The following is a 19050-nucleotide window of genomic DNA, read 5'->3' on the forward strand; positions in this document are numbered from 1 at the left end:
TTTTCCAGCTGCTTTCCGCTCCTAAAATTCAGGTGTCAATCACGACATTACCTGATCAAAGGAGAACCACATGAAAGCAGCCATCATCATTTTTTCAGACCCAACATACGGCGGTGAAGAAGCGCTAGGCCGCGCATTTAATGGCCTAGCCGCCGCTTACGACTTCAAGCAGAAAAACATAGACGTCGCGATTTATTTTCAAGGCACGGGCACGCGCTGGGTCAGCCATGTCACCAAAGTTGGTCATCCGCTATACCAACTTTACGCGGCAGTCTCCGATGTGGTCGTCGGCGTTTCATGTGGATGTGCGGATGTATTTGGCGCGCGTGAAGATGCGGAGCTGAATGGCTTTCATCTGGTCACCGATAACAGTGTTCCGGGCACGTCTGGTTTGCCAAGCATTGCCCAGTTATCCAGCGGTGGTTATAGCGTGTTCAGTTTTTGATCTGGTACTTCGTTGTGGCTAGCAGCCACGGTAGTGTTGCTAGCCACAACGTTGACGAAGCTTAATCTATCGCTGTAAGCCCCGGGTAAAGGCGCTTTCAATGGGGGCGAGGTGTTTTCAGTTGCCCACAATAAACACGGTGCCGCCGTAAATACCTTGAAATTTGCTAATGGGTTTGCCTGTCCACAGCATGGCTTCGTTATTGAGGGCCGCATAGCCAGCGCTATTTTGCTGGTAAGCATACTCCCCGCGTTTAATGACTGTCTTGGTCGCTCCCGCACCAGTGACCTCTGGCAGGTGATATCCACTGGCAATGACCGCCACCAAGTTAGCCCCTGGTTCTTTCATTAAATTCCAGCGCACCGGTTCATAAGCACTCAGCATTAATACAATCGGCTGGTCCGATTTTTTGATCATGATATTGACCCCGCTTGAAGAGCGATCTTTTGCTTCATAGACGCCGACAGCCTCTACTCTCGCGTTACTCGGAATAGCCCCTAACATACGGGATGTGGTATTGGTGATTGCTTGCTTGCGCAGCTCATTTGCCGCCGCGCTATAGCTTGGAGGGTTTTGTATTGGCGCACTTTGTATCAGAGGGCTAGGCATTGGCGCAGGCGCCATGGCAGGTGCCTCTGCTGCCGGTGCTTCTGCCGCAGGTGACATCGCTGGCGACATGCGCACGGTATTGGGATAATAGCCTCGTTCTAGCTGCCTTCTGATTAATATGTCTTGTGACATAGTTGTGGCGTTGTATGGGTACATAGGACGGGGTGCACGATTCATGTCTTGCCCCATTTTCAATGCTTCCAGCCTGGCCTTGGATAACCGTTCCTCTTGTTCCAATGCCTGCAATTGTCGTTCAAGTTTGCGTCCGATAATCATGTCGTCCAGTGACTCAGGCGTGCCTGCTTGCAGCTCGTCACCTACCCAGACCTTTTGGTGAGACCTGCGCATAAATCCGGTCCGTCCGTTTAATTCATAGATAATCCCCTGATTACCCTCTGCCGTTTCAACGGGTGACAAGGTGGCGTCTTTGACATTGAAAATAAATGGTTTGGTGGTGCCGGTGTTTGGCTGGCTATAACCATCCACTAAAATAGACTCCTCACTCCATTTGGCATAATTGTTTCCAATGACTTCATGAGACTCCCATAGCCTTTCTTCCCGGGTTTCCAGGTTAAACAACATGAAATCGCGGCCTGTCACAAATACAATCGCCTGGCCATCCAGCATCGCCGTTGGCGTCAGTGAGCTGACACTGGCGAATGGCGACTTGATTCTAAACTCTTTGACAACAGAGGCATTGACCCCTTCAGCGGTGCGCGTGTTTTCAATGAGTGAAAACTCCTTATAAGAGCCAATCAGCAGTCGAGACGGCGACGCACTTAAGTGTAATGCCCAGGACTGATTTCTCAGGGGGACTGCATAGGGTTTGCTGGTCCCTGTTTTAAAGTCGATCAGCAAGACGCCGCCATTGCCGGGGCCACTTTTATTGTCTTGCACCAGGACCGCTTGCATTTCTGGTAGCCAGGCATACAGTTGTCCGACGTCTCTCGCTAACCATAGATCCTGTCCGGTTTCGTTATCGATAAACCGCAGGTCTCTATTGTTAACGGCAATGGCAAGCACTCTGCCATTGGGCGAGACGGCGTAATTGGTGTGAGAGGCTTCGGGGATGGTCGGCAAACTCGCAATTTTTTTGCCACTTGGAATTTCGACAGAAGTAAACTCACTACGAGTGCCTCTCAGCACGACCACGCCTGCCTGTGAGGCGGATTTCCCCGTGTAAGTTTCAGCATTCTCCGTGCCATGAATCACTGTTGGTGGACCGAGTTTGACCAGCGGCCGTAATGGCGGCTGTGCCAGCCGGAGACCGACGATCTTGATCCCAATCAGCGCCAGTAGCTGGTCATCTTGTTCTTTCAGGCAATCACGGTCTATGGCTTGTTTTTTGATGTCGTTGACAGAGTCAAAGCGGCCGATAGGCGTGGCTTGGGTACAAGTCAGTGCCCTGAGCGTTAGCTTGGATTCATACGCGCTTTTGAATGATGCCAGTGATGGGTCATCAGACGGAATCAACGCTGTCATGGTTTCGAGCTGAATCCTGACTTCAGGCCTGGGCGGAAAAGCAATATTCACTTTTTCGACGGTACTGAGATGCATGTCGAGCTGCCATCCGATGGCAATACCGATGACGAGCAGCGCTAATCCAATCAGTTTGTTCATATTATTTTTCTTTTTTAAACGTTAAGACATGATAATAACCAATCTGCAAGCAATTGATTGTTTAAATTGACGTGATTTATGTCGCCGTCAATTTAAATTGGCTGGTACGGTCAATCCACGCTCAATGAGCCGTTTGTAAGAGCAAAAAGCCCCACATGGAGTGGGGCTTCAGGCGTAGTTTGGTGCGGTTGGCACAGGGTTATTTTCTGCGAATCACAATCCAGCCGATTAGGCCCAAACCTAATAATACCAAGCTGACGCTTTCAGGTTCTGGTACTGCAACCGTGGTTGATGTCGCGTGGGCGCCAAGTGAGGCTACCAGGCCTGCAAGTGGAATCATTTTTTTTAGCATCTATATTATCCCTTCTGTTTTTATGTATGCTTAATCCCGCAAAGGGGCGCGCATCATAGCATTAACGTCACCTTTTCACTAAACCTTTAATGCTTATGCTGTTATTATCGCGGCGGGTAAAAGCGAGAGATTAAACACTGATGACTACTAAAACGATGACTGTCCTGCGTTCCATTTTGATACTTTCGTCATGGCTATTTGCCACCATGGCGATGGCTGAAGAGTTCAATGCCAAAGAAGCATTCAGGGCGCCTGTGCCTGTGCCTGGGCCTATCATCGCCTACGTGTCGAATGAACTGGGTGGCAATCAGCTAGCTGCCTGTCATGAGATCAAAGCGCTGGATCTATTTGAAGCGCAATTGGTGAGTTTGAATGCCTCAACCAAAGCCTACCTGGTTAAGCCTGCACGTATGTGTCTGTGTGGTGGAGATGAGTGTCCACTGTGGCTGTTTAAAGCAAAAAGCAAAGTGACCAAGCCCATTTGGCATACCAATGGTGCCAGCATGGTAGAGGTGATGGATAAGAAGCTGAATGGCTATTTAAAGCTTAAAGAGTCTGGCAGTGCCGCTGCAAATGGTCATGAAGCCATGTACGGTTGGGACCGTAACAGTTATACAGAAATCTACGCAAATGTGTGGACGTGGGACGCTGAGAAAAACTGCCGTGTGGGCAAAGAAACTACGCAATTAATGGATGGCACCATGGTGCACCATACCAAAAAATGTATACAGGATGGCGAAAAGCCTGCATTAACCACACCGTAGCATGATGCGGTTTTTATTGTAACAATAAAATAATTTTAATGTTACAATAAAAACCATGCAAAACGATGACCCCATAAAATCCGCTAGAAAACCCGGCTCAGGACGCAAGGCTGGCACAGGCACGTATAAAGAAAATACCAGTGTCATCCGCGTGCCAGATAGTCAAAAGCCGGTGATTGCCAGCTTTCTCGAAGCCTATGCCAGAAAGCAAAGGCTGAGTGAGTTAAAAGAGAGCCTGGATAGTGTAGACGAGTTCATACAGCTATCAGAAGACCTCATCAACCTGAGTTTTCCACTGTTTGAGTCTAAAGTCCCCGCTGGCTTGCCATCACCCGCCGATGACCATATTGGCTCAGCGATGGATCCCAACGAATACCTGATCAACAAGGCCGACAAAACCTTTTTTGTCACCATACAGGGTGAGTCCATGATTGAAGTGGGCCTCATGCCAGGCGACAAAGCCATTGTAGAAAAAGACAAGGTCGCCGCGGTAGGCGATATTGTGCTCGCCATGATTGATGGCGAGTTTACGGTCAAAACCCTGGCCAAACAAAAAGACGGTAAACCCAAACTATTACCCGCCAACTCCTCAGGCAAATACGCCCCCATCCTCATTCAAGGCCAGATGCAGTTTGCCATCTGGGGCGTCGTCACCGGATCTTTCAGAAAGTTTTAATCATGACACGTAAAAACATTATTTCTGCCAACTGGACTGATACCGTGTGCCGCGCCAACGGCATCAATATTCATTATTTAAGAACCGGTGGCAACAAGCCCACCCTGATCGCGCTGCATGGCCTCACTGGCAGTGGCGCCTGCTGGTCGCAACTGGCGCGTGAGCTTGAAGACCACTACGACATCATCATGCCAGATGCACGCGGCCATGGTCAGTCGAGTGCCCCACTGCATGGATACACCTATCAAGACCACGCCAATGACGTGATCGAACTGATCAGAACGCTAGATATTCAATCACCTTACCTGCTCGGCCACTCAATGGGCGGCATGACCGCCGCCATGGTTGCCAGCCGCTTAGGCTTTGCGATTGAAGGCATCGTGCTGGCCGACCCGACATTCATCAGCCCTGAGTGGCAGGGCCAACTGGATGAGCGTGAAGCGGTTAAACAGCACCGCCATATATTACGCTCCAGCAAATCAGAGTTGTTTAAAGAAGCTAAAGCCAAATATCGGTATCGTTCATCTGAGATGCTGGAGCATATTGTTCAAGCCAGATTCCGCACCAATCCGCGTGCTTTCGATGTGCTGATCCCGCCGCACCCGGAGTTTGATGAGTTGGTACGTAATATTTACGTGCCAACGTTACTGGTACTGGGCAGCGAAGGTATCGTCTCTGCCGAAACTGCCCGTGAGCTGCATGCCCTCAACCCAGACCTGCAATACAAGCTCATTCCTGATGTTGGACACGGGCTGCCATATGATGAACCTGAACGTTTGGCGGCGGCGATTGATGCGTTCTTAAAGCCTAAATCAACTACGCCACGACATATGGAAACACCAAGCAGATTTTCTGCCCACGTGGCACGCGCCTATTAGGGTTGGATGAGTTATGATGAAGAATTGTTTTCCCTTATTTGTTCAAGTTTTAGAAAATCTCCGGCAATTATGTCCTTGTGCTGACGAAGCAGTTTTATTTCAAATCTTCTTAAGATTTTGCATCGCTCTATGACATGCACGTGAAAACTAAAGGCCTTTGATAATGCCATGGCGAACGGCAATATGTACCAACTGACCTGTAGTTTCAACATCTAATTTCTGTCGTACAGTCGTCTGAATGTTGGCTGCGGTTTTGTATCCAATATGCATTGCTTTGGCAACGGCTGGTAATTTCTCTCCGTTAGCTACGCGACGAAAAATCTCAAACTCCCTCGGTGAAAGTTTTTGGATGGGATTTTCTTGCTTCTCAAAATGGCTCATAGAGATACTTTGCGCAATATCATTATTGAGATATCTACCGCCATTTAAAACCTTTTCAACAGCCTCAAGTACGGTTTCAGGCGGTTCAGTTTTAGTGACATAGCCACGAGCACCTGCTTGAATGGCTCTAGTGGCATAAATGCAATCATCGTGCATGCTAAAAACTAAAATACGCATTTGAGGTTTGCGCGTGAGAAGGCGCTTTAACGTTTCCAGGCCGCCGATACCTGGCATATCGAGGTCCAGAATCAGCATGTCGGGTTTATTTTTCTCTACTAAGGAGCATGCTTCCTCGCCATTGGTTGCGTCTGGCGTGACCTGGTAATTCGCTTGCTCAAGCAGGGTACGTAAACCTTGTCTAAGCATGGCATGGTCATCTGCGATCATAATTTTGGGCATAAGTTTCTCAACGTTTTATGGGGTACCGTGCGTATCTCTATATTGGCGTTAAATGGTTAGGGGTTATCAACAATTGAGAGTTGTTGTTCATCAGAATGCGCTTGTTCAGTTGGCGATTTTACTGACGTTTCGAGGGGGATCGATGCTGTGATGACAGTGCCAACCTCGGCACTGCTCGCAAGCTTGAAGTCACCTTTTAATGATTGAATGCGTTCTCGCATGCCGACTAACCCTATGCCATCGAATGATTGCGAGGTATCCATCCCTTTACCATCGTCACGAATCTCGATTTGCAGGGCAGGGGCGCTTTGGCTAATGACTGTGATGGCAATAGAAATCTCGCTTGCCTCGGCATGCTTTGTAATATTCGTTAATCCTTCTTGAATGATCCGATAAGCGACGATATTGATATCATCATTTAATCTCTCTTTATCGGCGTGCATTTCTGCATGGCAGATTACAAAGGGATTCAACTTCCTCCAGTCATTGATCAATAGCTCTACTGCGCCTATCAAGCCAAGTGAGTCAAGGGATGGTGGACGTAAATGCTTGATTAACGCCCTAATTGATTGTTGGACATGCTGCGTGTTGGATGCAATTCTGGCCGCAATCGCGTTTGCCTGTTCGGGGCTGCTTTTTTGTAACGCCATGACGTCCATACGAATAGCAGTCAGGTATTGCCCAGTTTCATCATGAATTTCGCTGGCGATATATTTGCGCTCCTGCTCCTGAACCAGAATTGCATGGCGAGCAAGCACGCGGTTCTCTTTTAGCGTGCGTTCCAGATCAAGCTCAATGGTGTATTGCTCGGTCATATCGACTAAGTAAGCATGAATTTGGGCCTGATCAGTTTCCGTTGCACCCAGAACATAGACAAAGCGGGCCTCTACGAAGCAAGGCCGATGGTCGGGGCGCTGAACCTTGAGTTTATTAAAATTGATTTCTTTATGCTGGATAAGCTGTAAAACAAAAGTCGGCCAGTCAAAAGAAAACAAATGGCACGCACTCAGGTCTTGATGAACCGGACCGCAGATCCGATGAAATGCACGATTGTGCATGCCGATATTGCCGTTTATATCAAGAACAACATTTCCTGTCAGGTCACCATCAAAAAGTGTTTTGTACAACTGCTGGCTGTTGCTCAGTTGCGCTTCGGTTTGTTTGCGTCGTTGGATCTCGGCCCGAATTTCCTGCATGCGTCTTCGGCTAAACCAAACGCTCAGCAATGCATACACAAAGAGGGGAAATGGAATTTCATCTAGCTGCACACTTTCATATCCAGCAAACCAATGATTGAGTTCTTCGGATAGGTTGAAATATAAAGAAATGCTATATGCCAATATGACACCTAAAACAACAGCTAGGCTATCTTTGCCAGAATGGCTTAAGTTTTCATATTTCCTGAAAGCATGAATCAATGGAGTTCGCATATTGATATCTAATAGTTTAGGCAGCGGAATGCACGGATGCATCCATTTAGGCATTGAAACTATAGACCACAACAATCATCCGTGTGATGTGAAAAATTCCCGTTATTAATCATCTGCAAAAATAATAATAGCTGCCTTGTCTCTCAACGCCGGCGCTCTTAAACGAGGGGTAATGTTCACTTCTGCGAGTCTTTTAAGCGCAGTTGTCATTACGCATTCATTCCCGGTATGTCAGTGAATAATTCCCAACTCCTTGCGGGAACTCATCTCAATCCTAACTGAAAACAAAAAATTATAGTTCCCACACTCGGATCAGAAGTAATGCCGGGGTTCATAAACACACTAAGATTAGGAGGGTTGCATGAAGCAACAATGGACAATGAAAGCCGTTATGGCGGCTGTCGGCGCCATCACCTTGTTTGGCATGGGGACACAAACCTGGGCCAACGAGGAGATTATCAAGCGCAGTCAAAACCATAATATGTGGGCAGCACCTGGGCAAAACTTTGCACTACAACGGCACAGTGAGTTGAAAGACATCAACACTGGTAACGTAAAAAATCTGCAAATGATCTGGTCCCAGTCATCCGGTACATTGCGTGGTCATGAAGGTCAGCCAGTTGTGGTTGAGCACAATGGCAAGCCGATGATGTACATGGTCTCCGGCTGGCCGAACATTGTGCAGGCGCTGGACTTGTCCGATCCTGATCATCCTAAACAAATCTGGAACTACACCAAAAAGTCTGACCGTGATGAATCTGCAGTGCCGCGTGCCTGTTGCGATACGATCAACCGTGGTTTGAACTACGCAGATGGCAAAGTTGTGTTTCATACACTGGATGGCTTCCTGATAGCATTAGACGCTACTACCGGTAAAGAAATCTGGGTCACCAAGCATGCGTTCCCAGATAAAGGCGAAACCCATTCAGGCCCCGCCATGGTTGCTGAGAACCTCGTTCTGGCAGGCTTCGGTGGTGACGAATTTGCAGCGCGTGGCCGTGTCGTTGCTTATGATCTGAAAACCGGTAAAGAGGTATGGAAATGCCACAGTACTGGTTCAGACGAAGACATGTGTATGACTAAAGATACCAACAAGGCTAACCCACATTACGGCGTGGCTGGCATCAATGTTGGTAAAACTTATCCAGGCGATGAGTGGAAAATTGGCGGCGGCTCTCCATGGGCTTGGTTCAGCTTTGATCCAAAACTGCGCATTGCATACATGGGTACTGGTAACCCGGGCCACTGGTCTCCAGCCTACCGTTGCGGCTTCACAGGTAAAGACTTGACACACGAGAAGTGCAACACGCCTGATGCTAAAACAAACGTTGGCCCTTACGATAACAAATGGTCTATGACCATTATGGCGCGTAAGGTTGATACCGGTGAACTGGTTTGGGCGTATCAAAAAACCCCTTACGATCAGTGGGACTATGACGGCGTGAACGAAAACATCCTGGTGGATAACCTGGAAGTGGACGGTAAAAAACATGACGCCTTGGTGAACTTTGACCGTAACGGTTTTGCGTATGTACTGGACCGTAAAGACGGTACATTGCTGCGTGCCAACAAGTTTGTGACTGTAAACTGGGCTGAGAAAGTTGACCTGAAATCAGGTCGTCCAGTGAAGGTGAAAGAGCACTCACCATTTGCGCGTGATGTGAATACACAAGCTTGTCCTTCTGCGATGGGTGGTAAAGATCAGCAACCTGCTGCAGTGGATCCAAAAGAACCTAACTTATTCTACGTACCCACCAACAACTGGTGCATGGAAGACGAACCACAAGAGCGTACTCACACCCAGCAAGGCACTGTTTACGTGTTTGCTAACGTTTACATGTATCCCGAAAAACCAGGCGTGACCGGTAAGTTCAAGAAGTTTGACGTGGTTTCTGGCAAGACCGTTTGGGAAATTCCTGATCCATATCCAAACTGGGGTGGTGCTTTGGTGACCGATGGCGGCCTGGCTTTCTACGGCTCCCTGGGCGGTGATTTCCGTGCGGTAGATCGCAAGTCCGGTAAAGTGCTGTGGCAACGTAAATTGGCCTCCGGCATCATTGGTAACCCAATCACTTACAAAGTGAAAGGTAAGCAATACGTGTCTGTTTGGACAGGTATTGGTGGCTGGATCGGTTTACCAGTGACAGCAGGGCTGGACATGGATGACAAGTACGGCGCGATTGGTGCAACGGCCATGGCTAAAGCGGCAGGATTGGACAAGATCCCACAAGGCGGTACTTTGTTCACTTTCCGTGTTGACTAATGATCGTGCGGGTTAATGCATGACATTCGGATAGATTGAAACGTATACCGCTCACAGAAATGTGAGCGGTATTTGTCTTTAAACATTCTGATGAATGCGTTTCTAAAGAGAGCATTCATCAGGCTGAATAGATCGCAGTCTGTTATCTAAAGCAGTTTTTGGAGAAGAGAAATGCAAGTGCGTATGAACAAAATAATTTCTGCCTTATGTGCTGGCTTAACAATCGCTGTCCAAATGGCCAGCGCTCAAGCTGAAGAGTCAGTATTGCCTAAACGAGCTGAGCCCCTCAGGGTCTGTGCGGATCCCGGCAATATGCCCATGTCGAATGATAAGGGTGAAGGTTATTCCAATAAGATTGCAAGCATTATTGCGGAAGGAATGGGCACCACGGTCAGTTACTTCTATCGCCCATATTTGAATCGTGGCCTGACGCGTCAAACATTTGATAATAATGAGTGCGATATTCTGATGGATATGACGCCGGATGATGAGCGCATGATTACGACAATCCCCGTATTCAAAAGTACCTTTGTACTGGCTTACCGTAGTGACAGAGACATCAAGATTGCCTCGCTGGATGATCCTAAATTACTCAATGATTATCAGGTTGGCGTCTTCCAGCATTCTGCGATTCGCACCGTGTTGCAAGAGCACGGACTCAAACGGGAAAACACCCATGTACGCACGATTGCACATGATGCCGATTTGAGACCTGAGCGCCAGCCACACATGGATGTGCAAAATATGCTGGATGGCAAGCTGGATGTGGCCGCTTTGTGGGGGCCTATGGCTGGCTGGTATAAAACCATGAAGCATGCGCCTATTGAAATTGTGCCGGTCCATCGTATGGATGACAGAACCCCCATGGAATTCCCGCTGGCGATTGGTATGAAGCGTGGCGCCAAAGACCTGAAGGCTAAAATTGAAGCAGTGATGCTTAAAGAGAAGGACCGGATTAAACAGGTTTTTGTTGATTATGGTGTCCCGCTGGTTCAATGTGATGAATGCGTAGTCTCTGGGGACATCCCCTCACACGGGGCCTATCAGCCAGTCGTGCGCCATGCCGAGATCCCCCCCCAATCTGATGTTGCAACCTTGCCTGCAAGAATTGATGAGGCCTTAAAACAGGGGTCTACGCTTGAGCAAGAGCTGTTTAGTGCGGTCATCGCACGCGACAATCCCCGCATTGAATATTTGCTCAAACGAGGGGCCAAGATTGATACGCGCGATCAGGATGGTCAAACACCTTTGATGACGGCGGTAAAAAGTGGTGATTTGAGCATCATTAATGGACTACTGGCCTATCAGGCGAATCCCAACTTACAGGATCATGATGGCTGGACAGCGGCCATGTATGGTGTTCGAAGCAATGAACCCAAAATTTTCCGTTTGTTAGGCAAATTTAAAGCCGATTTTAACAAGATCAATAAAGATGGATTAACGGCCTTGGCGCTCGCTGTGATTGATAACAAAGCGAATGCTGCTGTGGCCATGCTCGATAATCAGGCGAACCCGGATGTCGCTATGGGTGAGGCGAAATATAACGCCATGATGCTGGCAGTGAAAAAAGGAAATCTGCAACTGGTGCAGACCTTGCTGCAATATAAAGCCAATCCTAATGCAAAAAATGCGGCGGGTCTTACGCCATTGATGATTGCAGCGTTTGATAACCAGGAGATGATTGCCACGCTATTGCTTAAGTCAGGGGCAAATCCTGATTTGAAAGATGTCGATGGTAAAACGGCATTGAACCTTGCAACCGAGAATCAGGCTGAGAAGACGCAGGCTGTCTTAACTAACATTCATTCGATCCCTAAATCTTAAAGGAAGAATTCCCACTGTAGGTGGGATGATGTCCTTCATCAAAAGCCCAGCCAAAAGCGTTAAATACGCTCTTGGCATTTTATTCAGCCTGTCATCAAACACATAATAGTAAGGAACTTCTGTGAACATCATTAAACCTTTTTCTCTGCTGCTGGGAGTAGCAGTGGCTTTTGCCATCATGGGTAATCAAGCCTTTAGTGAGCCTGAGACGTCAGCCGAGGCACCGGCACCTGTCGTTCGCACAACCGCTGAAATCACAGGTGTGGATCAGGCTAAAATTACCATCATGCAAAGACCGCCCCTGGATGCCGTCAAAGATACGCCCGTAGGGCAACTTAAAAACCCGTTTAATGCCGATAATAAGGAACTGGTTGAGCTGGGCCGTAAGCGTTATTTGGGCGCCAGTTGTAACGGATGTCATGGTGGAAGCGGTGGTGGGGGTATGTGCCCGCCATTATCGAATGAGGTCTGGGTGTATGGTAGCGATGATGACACTTTGTTCCGGTTGGTTTCGTTGGGCTCTGTTGAGTTGACTGCTCAGACCGGGCTCAGCCGCAAGGGCCGTGAAAATGTGGTTGGCCCCATGCCGCCACATGGCACGATTGTGAAAACCGAGGAAGATTTGTGGAAAATTATTACCTTTATCCGCTCTAATTACCGGGGCGATCCAGCCAAAAAAACCTGGTAGTCAGCAAAGTTAATCAGTTTTTTATGCAACAGTTGTTAAGTCGACTGCTTCTACTTGGGTGTTTATACCCGGGCCTGTTGTCAGCGAGTGATTTTGCATACATCACCAATCAGGGTGAGCATACCGTGTCGGTGGTCAACCTTAAAGATAGGCAGGTAGTGTCTACCTTAAAGGTTGGCCAGGCACCTGTCGGTGTCGCTGTCGATAGCCTCAACCACAAGGCGTATATCAGCAATGTTGAGGGCCGATCCATTAGTGTGATCAATACCTTGCAGCAACGGGTAGAGCAAACGTTTAATTTGCCGATTGCACCGGTAGGCATTGCGCTCAGTAAGAGCGGTGACCGTTTATTTGCAGCAGACTGGTACCACGATGCACTGGTGGTGCTGGATGCGACTAACGGTCACACGCTGGCGCAGGTGCAGGTTGGTAAAGCGCCGGGTGGATTGCAGTTGAGCCGGGATGGCACCACGCTGTATGTCGCCAACCGGGACAGTAACGATATCAGCGTGATTGATACCCGCTCATATCAGGAAATTCATCGGGTTGCAGTCGGGCAACATCCTTTCGGCTTGAATTTAAGCCCGGATGGCAGACAGCTTTATGTGGTGAATGTGTACTCAAATTCAGTCAGTGTGATGGATACCCGTAACGATAAAGTGGTTGATTCGATTGCTGTGGGTGATCACCCTTACTGCGTTACCGCAGATAGCGATGGGCGCCGACTGTTTGTGACCAATACTGGCGAAGACTCTGTCTCGGTGATTGATCTGGCCACAAAAAAAGAAATCCAGAAGTTGCGCGTGCCGGGCACACCAGAAGGTGTTGCTTATGATGCCGAACATCGGCAAGTGCTGGTGGCTAGCTGGATGGACAATGTGCTGGTGGTCATTGATAGCAGCAGCCTGAAGTTATTACCCTCGGTGACTGTTGGCTCCCAACCGCGCGCATTTGGCAACTTCATTGGGAGCATACATTGAACCTGCGTTGCACATTCGGCTTATTGTCTTTGTTCATACAGCCATCGGTATTTGCCTGTGGGCCTACGCCACAAAAGGTGGTTGAAACCATAGAAATACATGCACCGGTGAATGCGGTTGTAGAGGTATTAACACATCCAGAATTAATGCCACGCTGGCATCCCATGGTGGAGAAAGTGGCCACGACACCCGCCTTGAGTCTCAGTGAAGGGGCTTTTCCCGAGCAACGCAGGGAACTCATGTTGCGCAATGGCCAGACCTTGCACGAACGCCTGCGCCAGCCCGGCAAGCCTACAGTGGTTGAAGACAGTCTGATGGCTGGAGGTAATTTCCCCATGAGCCAGTATCGGGGTGTTCTGGAAGTTCGCCCTTCTGATAAGGGGGACGTCGTGACCCTGGTCTGGTCGGCGCGATTCAATAATCAGGCCAATCTGCTGGATGCACCAGCCGGGCAGGATAACGCGACCGCGATAGCAGCAGTGACAGCGTTTTATCTAAAGGGGTTGCAGGGGTTAAAACACTACCTGGAAACAAGCCCTGATCAATATTCATATCACACACCTCAAACAAAGGAAAATTAATGAAGTTCTTTAAACATCTCACCTTATTTGTTGCTTGCGCGCCGTTGGTCTTGTTGCCGACAGTCACACAGGCCGCAAATGCACCTTCACAGCAGAAAGTCATCCGAGAAGTGGTCTTGAAAGCCAGTCCGGCAAAAGCCTGGTCAGTCGTGAAAAATTTTGGCGGGATTGATAAATGGCACCCTGCCGTTGCAGAAACCAAAACGGAAACCAAGCAGGATGAAACAGGGACTGAGCTTCTGCACCGCATGCTCACTCTTAAAGGTGGCGGCACGATTCTTGAGAAGCAAACAATCAACTCCGATGAAGAAATGAAGCTGGAATACCGCATTGTGGAAGGGGTGCTGCCAGTGAGTGGCTATCGTTCAATCATGCAAGTGAAAGCAGGGCCTGGTGCCAATGAATCTACCATCACCTGGACTGGCCGCTTTTACAACAAGGCAAATGATGTGCATGCAAAACCGGGAGAGGATAACGAGACGGCTGTGAAAGCCATTGAAGGTGTATATGACAGTGGCATGCCGGCACTCAAAGCCTATATCGAAGGTTTGCCAAATTAAATAATGATTGAAGGATAACACTATGAAACGTTGGATGTTAATGGCTCTGGCTTTTGTCGCGTTTACCGCGCATGCACATGGACCCAGTGGTCAGAAGGTTGTGAAAGAAATGGTGATTAAAGCGGCACCCGAAAAAGTTTGGCAGGCCATCAAGCAATTTGATGCCATCAAGCAATGGCATCCTAATATTGCCGAGTTGAAATTAGAGGATCGTAAGGATGCGGAAACGGGTAATACGCTGCCGTTTCGTGCGATCAAAATGAAAGATGGCGTGACCTTGCTGGAGAAGTTGCGTGAGGCCAGCGATGAAGAGATGAAAATTGATTACAAACTGGTAGATGGTGCCGAGAGCTCGATTGCAGTCAGTAATTATCGCTCAGTGATGCAGGTGAAAGCGGGTCCAGGCGCGGGCGAGTCTACAGTGACATGGACAGCCCGTTTCTATAATAAGGCCAATACGATGGAAGCGCCTGCCGGGCAGGATAACCCTGCGGCGAATGCAGCCATTAACGGTTTTTACAATACAGGTGCCGAAGGCCTGAAGGCCTATTTGGAAAAGAAATAGGGTCGGGATTTTTTCATGATTGATTGCGGGATAGTTGCCGCTGTCAACAAACAATTGCGTGTTTATTATGAGGCGTCAATTAAATTTCGGATTTAACTGACTTGCATAAAGTATATCTCTGTACAGGCCAGTTGTTGCAGCAACTGGCCGTTTTTTTGAAGGAATGGTAATGCAAAGAAAAGTTTTAAATGTAGTGGTCACTTGTGTTTTATCCGCCCTGGCTATGACTGCAATCGCTCAGCCCCTGGCCTATGTGCCAAATGAAAAAGATGGAACCGTTTCAGTGATTGATACGGTGACGGATGAAGTGGTGAAAGTGCTTCCATCCAAGAATAAACTAGGTAAGAAGATTCAAGCAGCCGCAATTCATCCAACTAATCATCAGCTATATGTGGTTGTCAGGGATAAGAACGCGGTTGCAGTGGTCGACGTTGATTCGGGCAAGCAGACGGCGTTAGTCAAAGTAGGCGATGAGCCTGAAGGCATCAGTATCTCTCCGGATGGCAAGCTACTGGCTGCCTGTCTGGAGGAAGAAAACGCGGTTTCACTGGTCGATCTGCAAACAAACAAGTTGCAGAGAACCATCCCTACCCAAGGCCAGAATCCTGAACATTGCGTTTTTTCACCTGACCAGCAATGGCTGCTGGCCAGCAATGAGAAAAGTAATAATGTGGATGTAATCAATCTTAAAACGTTTAAATCCGAGCATTTGATTGCTGCAACAAAGCATCCCCGCGGGATTGGTTTCAGCCCTGATGGCCAATGGGCATATGTGGCTAACGAAGCTGCAAGCCTGCTGGAAATCGTCTCTGTGGCCGACTGGAAGGTGGTCGGTAATATCAAAGTCGGGCTGCGTTCTAACGGTGTATTAGTGAATGCGGATGGTAGTCGAGTGTATGTCAGCAATGGCGGTGACCATAATATCAGCGTGATTGATCCTGCCGCGCGTAACATTGTGGCGACGGTAGCGGTGGGCCAGCGACCCTGGAATATGGCGCTCACACCGGATGGAAAAAAGCTGTATGTTGCGAATGGGCGCAGTAACAGTGTCTCGGTGATTGACACCCAAACTAACACCAAGCAAAAAGATATTGCAGTAGGTCAACTGCCCTGGGGTGTCGTCATCCAGTAGCTGAATGCGTTAACCGGGAAGGCTGTCCATGTTTAAGCGAGCTCTGGTTGGCTGCTTATTGCTTTTTCAAGCAATTCCAGCGATTTCAGCACCTGTCGTAGATCATTGGTCAGTCATTGCTGAATCTTTTTTCAAAGACCGGGCTGTGATTGAAAAGCCTGACACAATTTCAATCACAGCGCCCCTCCAAGCCGAAGATTCTGCTTTAGTACCTATTAGCATTCATTTTGCTGAATCTCACGGCTTTGTTAAATGGTATCTGTTCGTGGATGCCAATCCCATCATGTTAACGCTGACAACCCGGATGCCCGATTTAAAACGTGCGTTGTCACTGTCTACTCGCATTCGCCTGGATGCCAATAGCCAGGTGCGTGTCATTGGTGAGAGGCCTGATGGTCAACTGAACATGGCAGTGGTGGCGATTAAAACGCCTGGAGGCGGGTGTGGCGGGGCGGTGAGCCAGGATGAAGCGGCCTTGCGAGCCAGCGCCGGTAAAATGAAATTACGCCAGGCGGATGATGGGGAGGCTGTGGTATTACAAATTCAGCACCCTATGCGCACCGGATTTGAACGTACGGTGTATGGCTATTATGCCAAGGCATGGTATGTAGACAAGATCGCGCTGTTATCGGCCGGTGAGCCTGTGCTCGATTTGCAGCTGGGTCCTGGCATCAGTGCAAATCCTTATTTCAGGATTGAGCTTCCTCTCGATATTTCAACGCTTTCTGTGCGGGCCTCTGATAACGAAAACCAGACGTTTCGCTATCCTTTGTAAAAATTTTCGCTGCTTCAATCTTTCACAGTGTTTGTAGGGATATTTTCCCTAGAAACCGGGTTGTCATTTCTGTTTCACTATCGACAAATGAATTCTCGAAAATGAATTCGCAAAAAAATCAAAATTGGCCGATTGATCACATTTCGGCATTTATATTGTGGGTTACAGGATGCAACAAACAGAACAACTCCTCAGCGATTGGCGTAGTCGGGCACTGGCATTTGAAACTGAATTAAATGATATCGTCCTGGGCTTGGCACCTGCAATCCGTCTGTTATTGATCAGCATTTTTTCACGCGGGCATGTACTGCTGGAAGGTAATGTCGGGGTGGGTAAAACCACCTTGCTGAAAGCTGCTGCGCGTGGGATCGGTGGTGGCTATCAGCGCATAGAAGGCACGATAGATCTCATGCCGCAGGATTTGATCTACTACACTTACATCAATCAGGATGGCAAGCCGCAGGTAGATCCCGGCCCTATCCTGACCAATGGCGAAGATCTCTCGGTGTTTTTCTTTAATGAAATAAACCGTGCCCGCCCACAAGTGCATTCACTGCTGTTGCGGGTCATGGCAGAACGTAGTGTGACGGCCTTCAATCGCGATTTCCAGTTCCCGCATTTACAGGTGTTTGCTGACAGGAATGCGGTCGAAAAGGATGAGACTTATGAGCTCCCCGGTGCATCCAGAGACCGTTTCTTGATGGAAATTGAAATTGCGCCTGATTCCTCTTCCGATATCCATAAACAACTGAGTTTTGATACTCGTTTTCATGACACTGACCTCTTAATCACACAGGTACAACCTCAGCAACTGGACTATCGTGCCTTGAATGAAGTGGCTCATGAGATTCAGTCTGGCGTGCAAGCCAATACGGCCATGCAGGATTATGTCGAGCGTTTACGCCAGGCCAGTCATAAACCGCAGGATTTCAATATCCAGATGGATGATATTGATGTGCATGAATTGGTCATGGCTGGAATCGGTCCGCGTGGCAGCAGTATGCTGGTGCGGGCTGCACGTGTGGCTGCCTGGTTAGATGGCCGATTGAACTTGATGCCTGAAGATATTGCACAGGTGTTTCCAGCCGTGGTTGGGCACAGGCTGTTTTTCTCACCCATGTATGAGTTACAGCGTGCTCAAGTGTCGAAAGCATTCACCCGTGCCTTGCTAGCACAGGTGCCTGCCTGATTGTATGCGCTGGTGGCATAAAGAGTCAGCGCCAGGCTTGTTCAAGGGCAGTCCTGCAACCCACATGCATTTGCCATCAGGCCTGGTGCATTATCGGCTAGGCTGGAAACCAAGGGGGAATCAGGCCGGGCTGGTGAGTGGTAGCAGCGCGGGCATGGGAGATACGCTACGGGCAGTAGTGCCATGGCTGGAATATCCTGACCCACGTCGCCTGGATGTGAGGGCCACTTTACGCGACCCTTTTGAAAAGTTATGGGTGAGGGATTTTAAACTGGACACAGCGATTCCGGTGATTGCATTGGTGGATAGCTCAGCTTCGATGGGCTATCAAGGGGTTTACGACAGAAAGCAGGTGATCGCACGTATCCTGACTGTGTTAGCCCGGTCTGCTTATGCAGCGGGGGATGCCTTTGGCATGGTTGTCGCCAATGCAGATATCCACCCTAAATTGAGATTGCCTCCCAAAATACACCGTTCAGCCCCTTTATGGATCGCCAAACATTGGCCGCTGTTTCATCCTGAAGGAAATACTGCGCAAGGCTTGTATCGATGCATACCCACCTTGCCCAAGCGCAAATCGCTGTTATTTTTAATCTCGGACTTTCACTGGCCGGAGCCGTTGCTGCTTGGCCTCTATAAAAGCCTCTCGCACCATGATGTCGTCCCCCTGATGTTGCGCGATCCGGCAGAGTCAGAAAAATTGCCGTCGTCCGGGTTTGCGCAATTACAGGATGTAGAACGCGGTGACAGGGTGTTTGTCTGGATGAATCATCGCGTTCAACAGCAGATGCAGCATCGTGCCAATGATCATCTGGCGTGGCTGACCGAACGTAGCAAACGATTTGGTATTGTGCCTCATGTGATTGCTGATGATTTCAATCCCCAAGCTTTGACGCAATATTTTTTAAAACGCCAATGAATCACACTCTGAAATGGATC

At 48.7% G+C, this 19050-nt stretch carries 19 protein-coding genes; 15 read left to right on the forward strand and 4 right to left on the reverse strand.

Annotation, left to right across the window (positions count from 1 at the left end; genetic code table 11):
• Positions 1-70 precede the first annotated feature (70 nt).
• Positions 71-445, forward strand: a complete 375-nt coding sequence (locus tag INP78_RS07405) for a DsrE family protein (RefSeq protein ID WP_194741526.1) — start codon at positions 71-73, stop codon at positions 443-445.
• Between the two features lie 117 nt (positions 446-562).
• Here the strand turns inward: INP78_RS07405 and INP78_RS07410 are convergent, their stop codons facing one another.
• The gene (locus INP78_RS07410) at positions 563-2674 is read right to left on the reverse strand and encodes a hypothetical protein (protein WP_194741527.1); all 2112 of its coding nucleotides are present in this window, start codon (positions 2672-2674) and stop codon (positions 563-565) included.
• Between the two features lie 199 nt (positions 2675-2873).
• Positions 2874-3026: a PEP-CTERM sorting domain-containing protein gene (locus INP78_RS07415; protein WP_194741528.1), complete on the reverse strand. Its 153-nt coding sequence runs from the start codon at positions 3024-3026 to the stop codon at positions 2874-2876.
• 140 nt (positions 3027-3166) lie between these two features.
• On the opposite strand from INP78_RS07415, the gene INP78_RS07420 reads away from it, so the two are divergent.
• Genes INP78_RS07420 through INP78_RS07430 form a run of 3 tightly spaced genes read left to right on the forward strand, consistent with a single transcriptional unit; the run spans position 3167 to position 5344 of the window.
• A complete protein-coding gene (locus INP78_RS07420; RefSeq protein WP_194741529.1) occupies positions 3167-3790 on the forward strand; it encodes a hypothetical protein in 624 nt (207 codons plus the stop codon).
• 55 nt (positions 3791-3845) lie between these two features.
• Entirely contained in the window at positions 3846-4466 is a 621-nt protein-coding gene (locus INP78_RS07425) for a LexA family transcriptional regulator (protein WP_194741530.1), read from the forward strand.
• 2 nt (positions 4467-4468) lie between these two features.
• The gene (locus INP78_RS07430; protein ID WP_228522734.1) at positions 4469-5344 is read left to right on the forward strand and encodes an alpha/beta fold hydrolase; all 876 of its coding nucleotides are present in this window, start codon (positions 4469-4471) and stop codon (positions 5342-5344) included.
• Between the two features lie 147 nt (positions 5345-5491).
• On the opposite strand, the gene INP78_RS07435 is transcribed toward INP78_RS07430, so the two are convergent.
• Both INP78_RS07435 and INP78_RS07440 read right to left on the reverse strand, forming a co-directional pair.
• Positions 5492-6124, reverse strand: a complete 633-nt coding sequence (locus INP78_RS07435) for a response regulator transcription factor (protein ID WP_194741531.1) — start codon at positions 6122-6124, stop codon at positions 5492-5494.
• 56 nt (positions 6125-6180) lie between these two features.
• Positions 6181-7554: a histidine kinase gene (locus INP78_RS07440; protein ID WP_194741532.1), complete on the reverse strand. Its 1374-nt coding sequence runs from the start codon at positions 7552-7554 to the stop codon at positions 6181-6183.
• 361 nt (positions 7555-7915) lie between these two features.
• Between INP78_RS07440 and INP78_RS07445 the strand changes: the two genes are divergently transcribed.
• The 11 genes from INP78_RS07445 to INP78_RS07495 all read left to right on the forward strand — a co-directional run bounded on the left by INP78_RS07445 (position 7916) and on the right by INP78_RS07495 (position 19030).
• Positions 7916-9817 carry a PQQ-dependent dehydrogenase, methanol/ethanol family gene (locus INP78_RS07445; protein WP_194741533.1) on the forward strand — a complete coding sequence of 634 codons (1902 nt, stop codon included), beginning with the start codon at positions 7916-7918 and terminating at the stop codon, positions 9815-9817.
• Between the two features lie 234 nt (positions 9818-10051).
• The gene (locus INP78_RS07450) at positions 10052-11641 is read left to right on the forward strand and encodes a quinoprotein dehydrogenase-associated putative ABC transporter substrate-binding protein (RefSeq protein ID WP_228522756.1); all 1590 of its coding nucleotides are present in this window, start codon (positions 10052-10054) and stop codon (positions 11639-11641) included.
• A 121-nt stretch (positions 11642-11762) separates the two neighbouring features.
• On the forward strand, positions 11763-12329 hold the full coding sequence (locus INP78_RS07455) for a c-type cytochrome (RefSeq protein WP_368667975.1): 567 nt from the start codon (positions 11763-11765) through the stop codon (positions 12327-12329).
• Between the two features lie 23 nt (positions 12330-12352).
• On the forward strand, positions 12353-13309 hold the full coding sequence (locus tag INP78_RS07460; protein ID WP_194741535.1) for a beta-propeller fold lactonase family protein: 957 nt from the start codon (positions 12353-12355) through the stop codon (positions 13307-13309).
• Positions 13306-13890 (forward strand): SRPBCC family protein, encoded by a 585-nt coding sequence (locus tag INP78_RS07465; protein WP_194741536.1) that lies wholly within the window; start codon positions 13306-13308, stop codon positions 13888-13890. Before INP78_RS07460 ends, INP78_RS07465 begins: the two co-directional genes overlap by 4 nt.
• Complete coding sequence (locus INP78_RS07470; protein ID WP_194741537.1) at positions 13890-14450, forward strand: SRPBCC family protein; 561 nt, start codon at positions 13890-13892, stop codon at positions 14448-14450. Before INP78_RS07465 ends, INP78_RS07470 begins: the two co-directional genes overlap by 1 nt.
• Before the next feature lie 22 nt (positions 14451-14472).
• Positions 14473-15015 (forward strand): SRPBCC family protein, encoded by a 543-nt coding sequence (locus tag INP78_RS07475; RefSeq protein WP_194741538.1) that lies wholly within the window; start codon positions 14473-14475, stop codon positions 15013-15015.
• Between the two features lie 169 nt (positions 15016-15184).
• Positions 15185-16147: a beta-propeller fold lactonase family protein gene (locus INP78_RS07480; protein ID WP_194741539.1), complete on the forward strand. Its 963-nt coding sequence runs from the start codon at positions 15185-15187 to the stop codon at positions 16145-16147.
• A 28-nt stretch (positions 16148-16175) separates the two neighbouring features.
• Entirely contained in the window at positions 16176-16922 is a 747-nt protein-coding gene (locus tag INP78_RS07485; protein WP_194741540.1) for a quinoprotein dehydrogenase-associated SoxYZ-like carrier, read from the forward strand.
• Between the two features lie 169 nt (positions 16923-17091).
• Positions 17092-18111: a MoxR family ATPase gene (locus INP78_RS07490; RefSeq protein ID WP_194741541.1), complete on the forward strand. Its 1020-nt coding sequence runs from the start codon at positions 17092-17094 to the stop codon at positions 18109-18111.
• 4 nt (positions 18112-18115) lie between these two features.
• Entirely contained in the window at positions 18116-19030 is a 915-nt protein-coding gene (locus INP78_RS07495; RefSeq protein ID WP_194741542.1) for a DUF58 domain-containing protein, read from the forward strand.
• The last annotated feature ends 20 nt before the right edge of the window (positions 19031-19050 follow it).

The sequence above is a fragment of the Methylophilus sp. 14 genome (genome assembly GCF_015354345.1).
Taxonomy (GTDB): Bacteria; Pseudomonadota; Gammaproteobacteria; order Burkholderiales; family Methylophilaceae; genus Methylophilus.

What these genes read in the sequence shown, in the direction of transcription:
- INP78_RS07405 (WP_194741526.1), top strand. Translation starts at nt 71, where the DNA reads ATGAAAGCAGCCATCATCATTTTTTCAGACCCAACATACGGCGGTGAA.
- INP78_RS07410 (WP_194741527.1), bottom strand. Translation starts at nt 2,674, where the DNA reads ATGAACAAACTGATTGGATTAGCGCTGCTCGTCATCGGTATTGCCATC.
- INP78_RS07415 (WP_194741528.1), bottom strand. Translation starts at nt 3,026, where the DNA reads ATGCTAAAAAAAATGATTCCACTTGCAGGCCTGGTAGCCTCACTTGGC.
- INP78_RS07420 (WP_194741529.1), top strand. Translation starts at nt 3,167, where the DNA reads ATGACTACTAAAACGATGACTGTCCTGCGTTCCATTTTGATACTTTCG.
- INP78_RS07425 (WP_194741530.1), top strand. Translation starts at nt 3,846, where the DNA reads ATGCAAAACGATGACCCCATAAAATCCGCTAGAAAACCCGGCTCAGGA.
- INP78_RS07430 (WP_228522734.1), top strand. Translation starts at nt 4,469, where the DNA reads ATGACACGTAAAAACATTATTTCTGCCAACTGGACTGATACCGTGTGC.
- INP78_RS07435 (WP_194741531.1), bottom strand. Translation starts at nt 6,124, where the DNA reads ATGCCCAAAATTATGATCGCAGATGACCATGCCATGCTTAGACAAGGT.
- INP78_RS07440 (WP_194741532.1), bottom strand. Translation starts at nt 7,554, where the DNA reads ATGCGAACTCCATTGATTCATGCTTTCAGGAAATATGAAAACTTAAGC.
- INP78_RS07445 (WP_194741533.1), top strand. Translation starts at nt 7,916, where the DNA reads ATGAAGCAACAATGGACAATGAAAGCCGTTATGGCGGCTGTCGGCGCC.
- INP78_RS07450 (WP_228522756.1), top strand. Translation starts at nt 10,052, where the DNA reads ATGGCCAGCGCTCAAGCTGAAGAGTCAGTATTGCCTAAACGAGCTGAG.
- INP78_RS07460 (WP_194741535.1), top strand. Translation starts at nt 12,353, where the DNA reads ATGCAACAGTTGTTAAGTCGACTGCTTCTACTTGGGTGTTTATACCCG.
- INP78_RS07470 (WP_194741537.1), top strand. Translation starts at nt 13,890, where the DNA reads ATGAAGTTCTTTAAACATCTCACCTTATTTGTTGCTTGCGCGCCGTTG.
- INP78_RS07475 (WP_194741538.1), top strand. Translation starts at nt 14,473, where the DNA reads ATGAAACGTTGGATGTTAATGGCTCTGGCTTTTGTCGCGTTTACCGCG.
- INP78_RS07480 (WP_194741539.1), top strand. Translation starts at nt 15,185, where the DNA reads ATGCAAAGAAAAGTTTTAAATGTAGTGGTCACTTGTGTTTTATCCGCC.
- INP78_RS07485 (WP_194741540.1), top strand. Translation starts at nt 16,176, where the DNA reads ATGTTTAAGCGAGCTCTGGTTGGCTGCTTATTGCTTTTTCAAGCAATT.
- INP78_RS07490 (WP_194741541.1), top strand. Translation starts at nt 17,092, where the DNA reads ATGCAACAAACAGAACAACTCCTCAGCGATTGGCGTAGTCGGGCACTG.
- INP78_RS07495 (WP_194741542.1), top strand. Translation starts at nt 18,116, where the DNA reads ATGCGCTGGTGGCATAAAGAGTCAGCGCCAGGCTTGTTCAAGGGCAGT.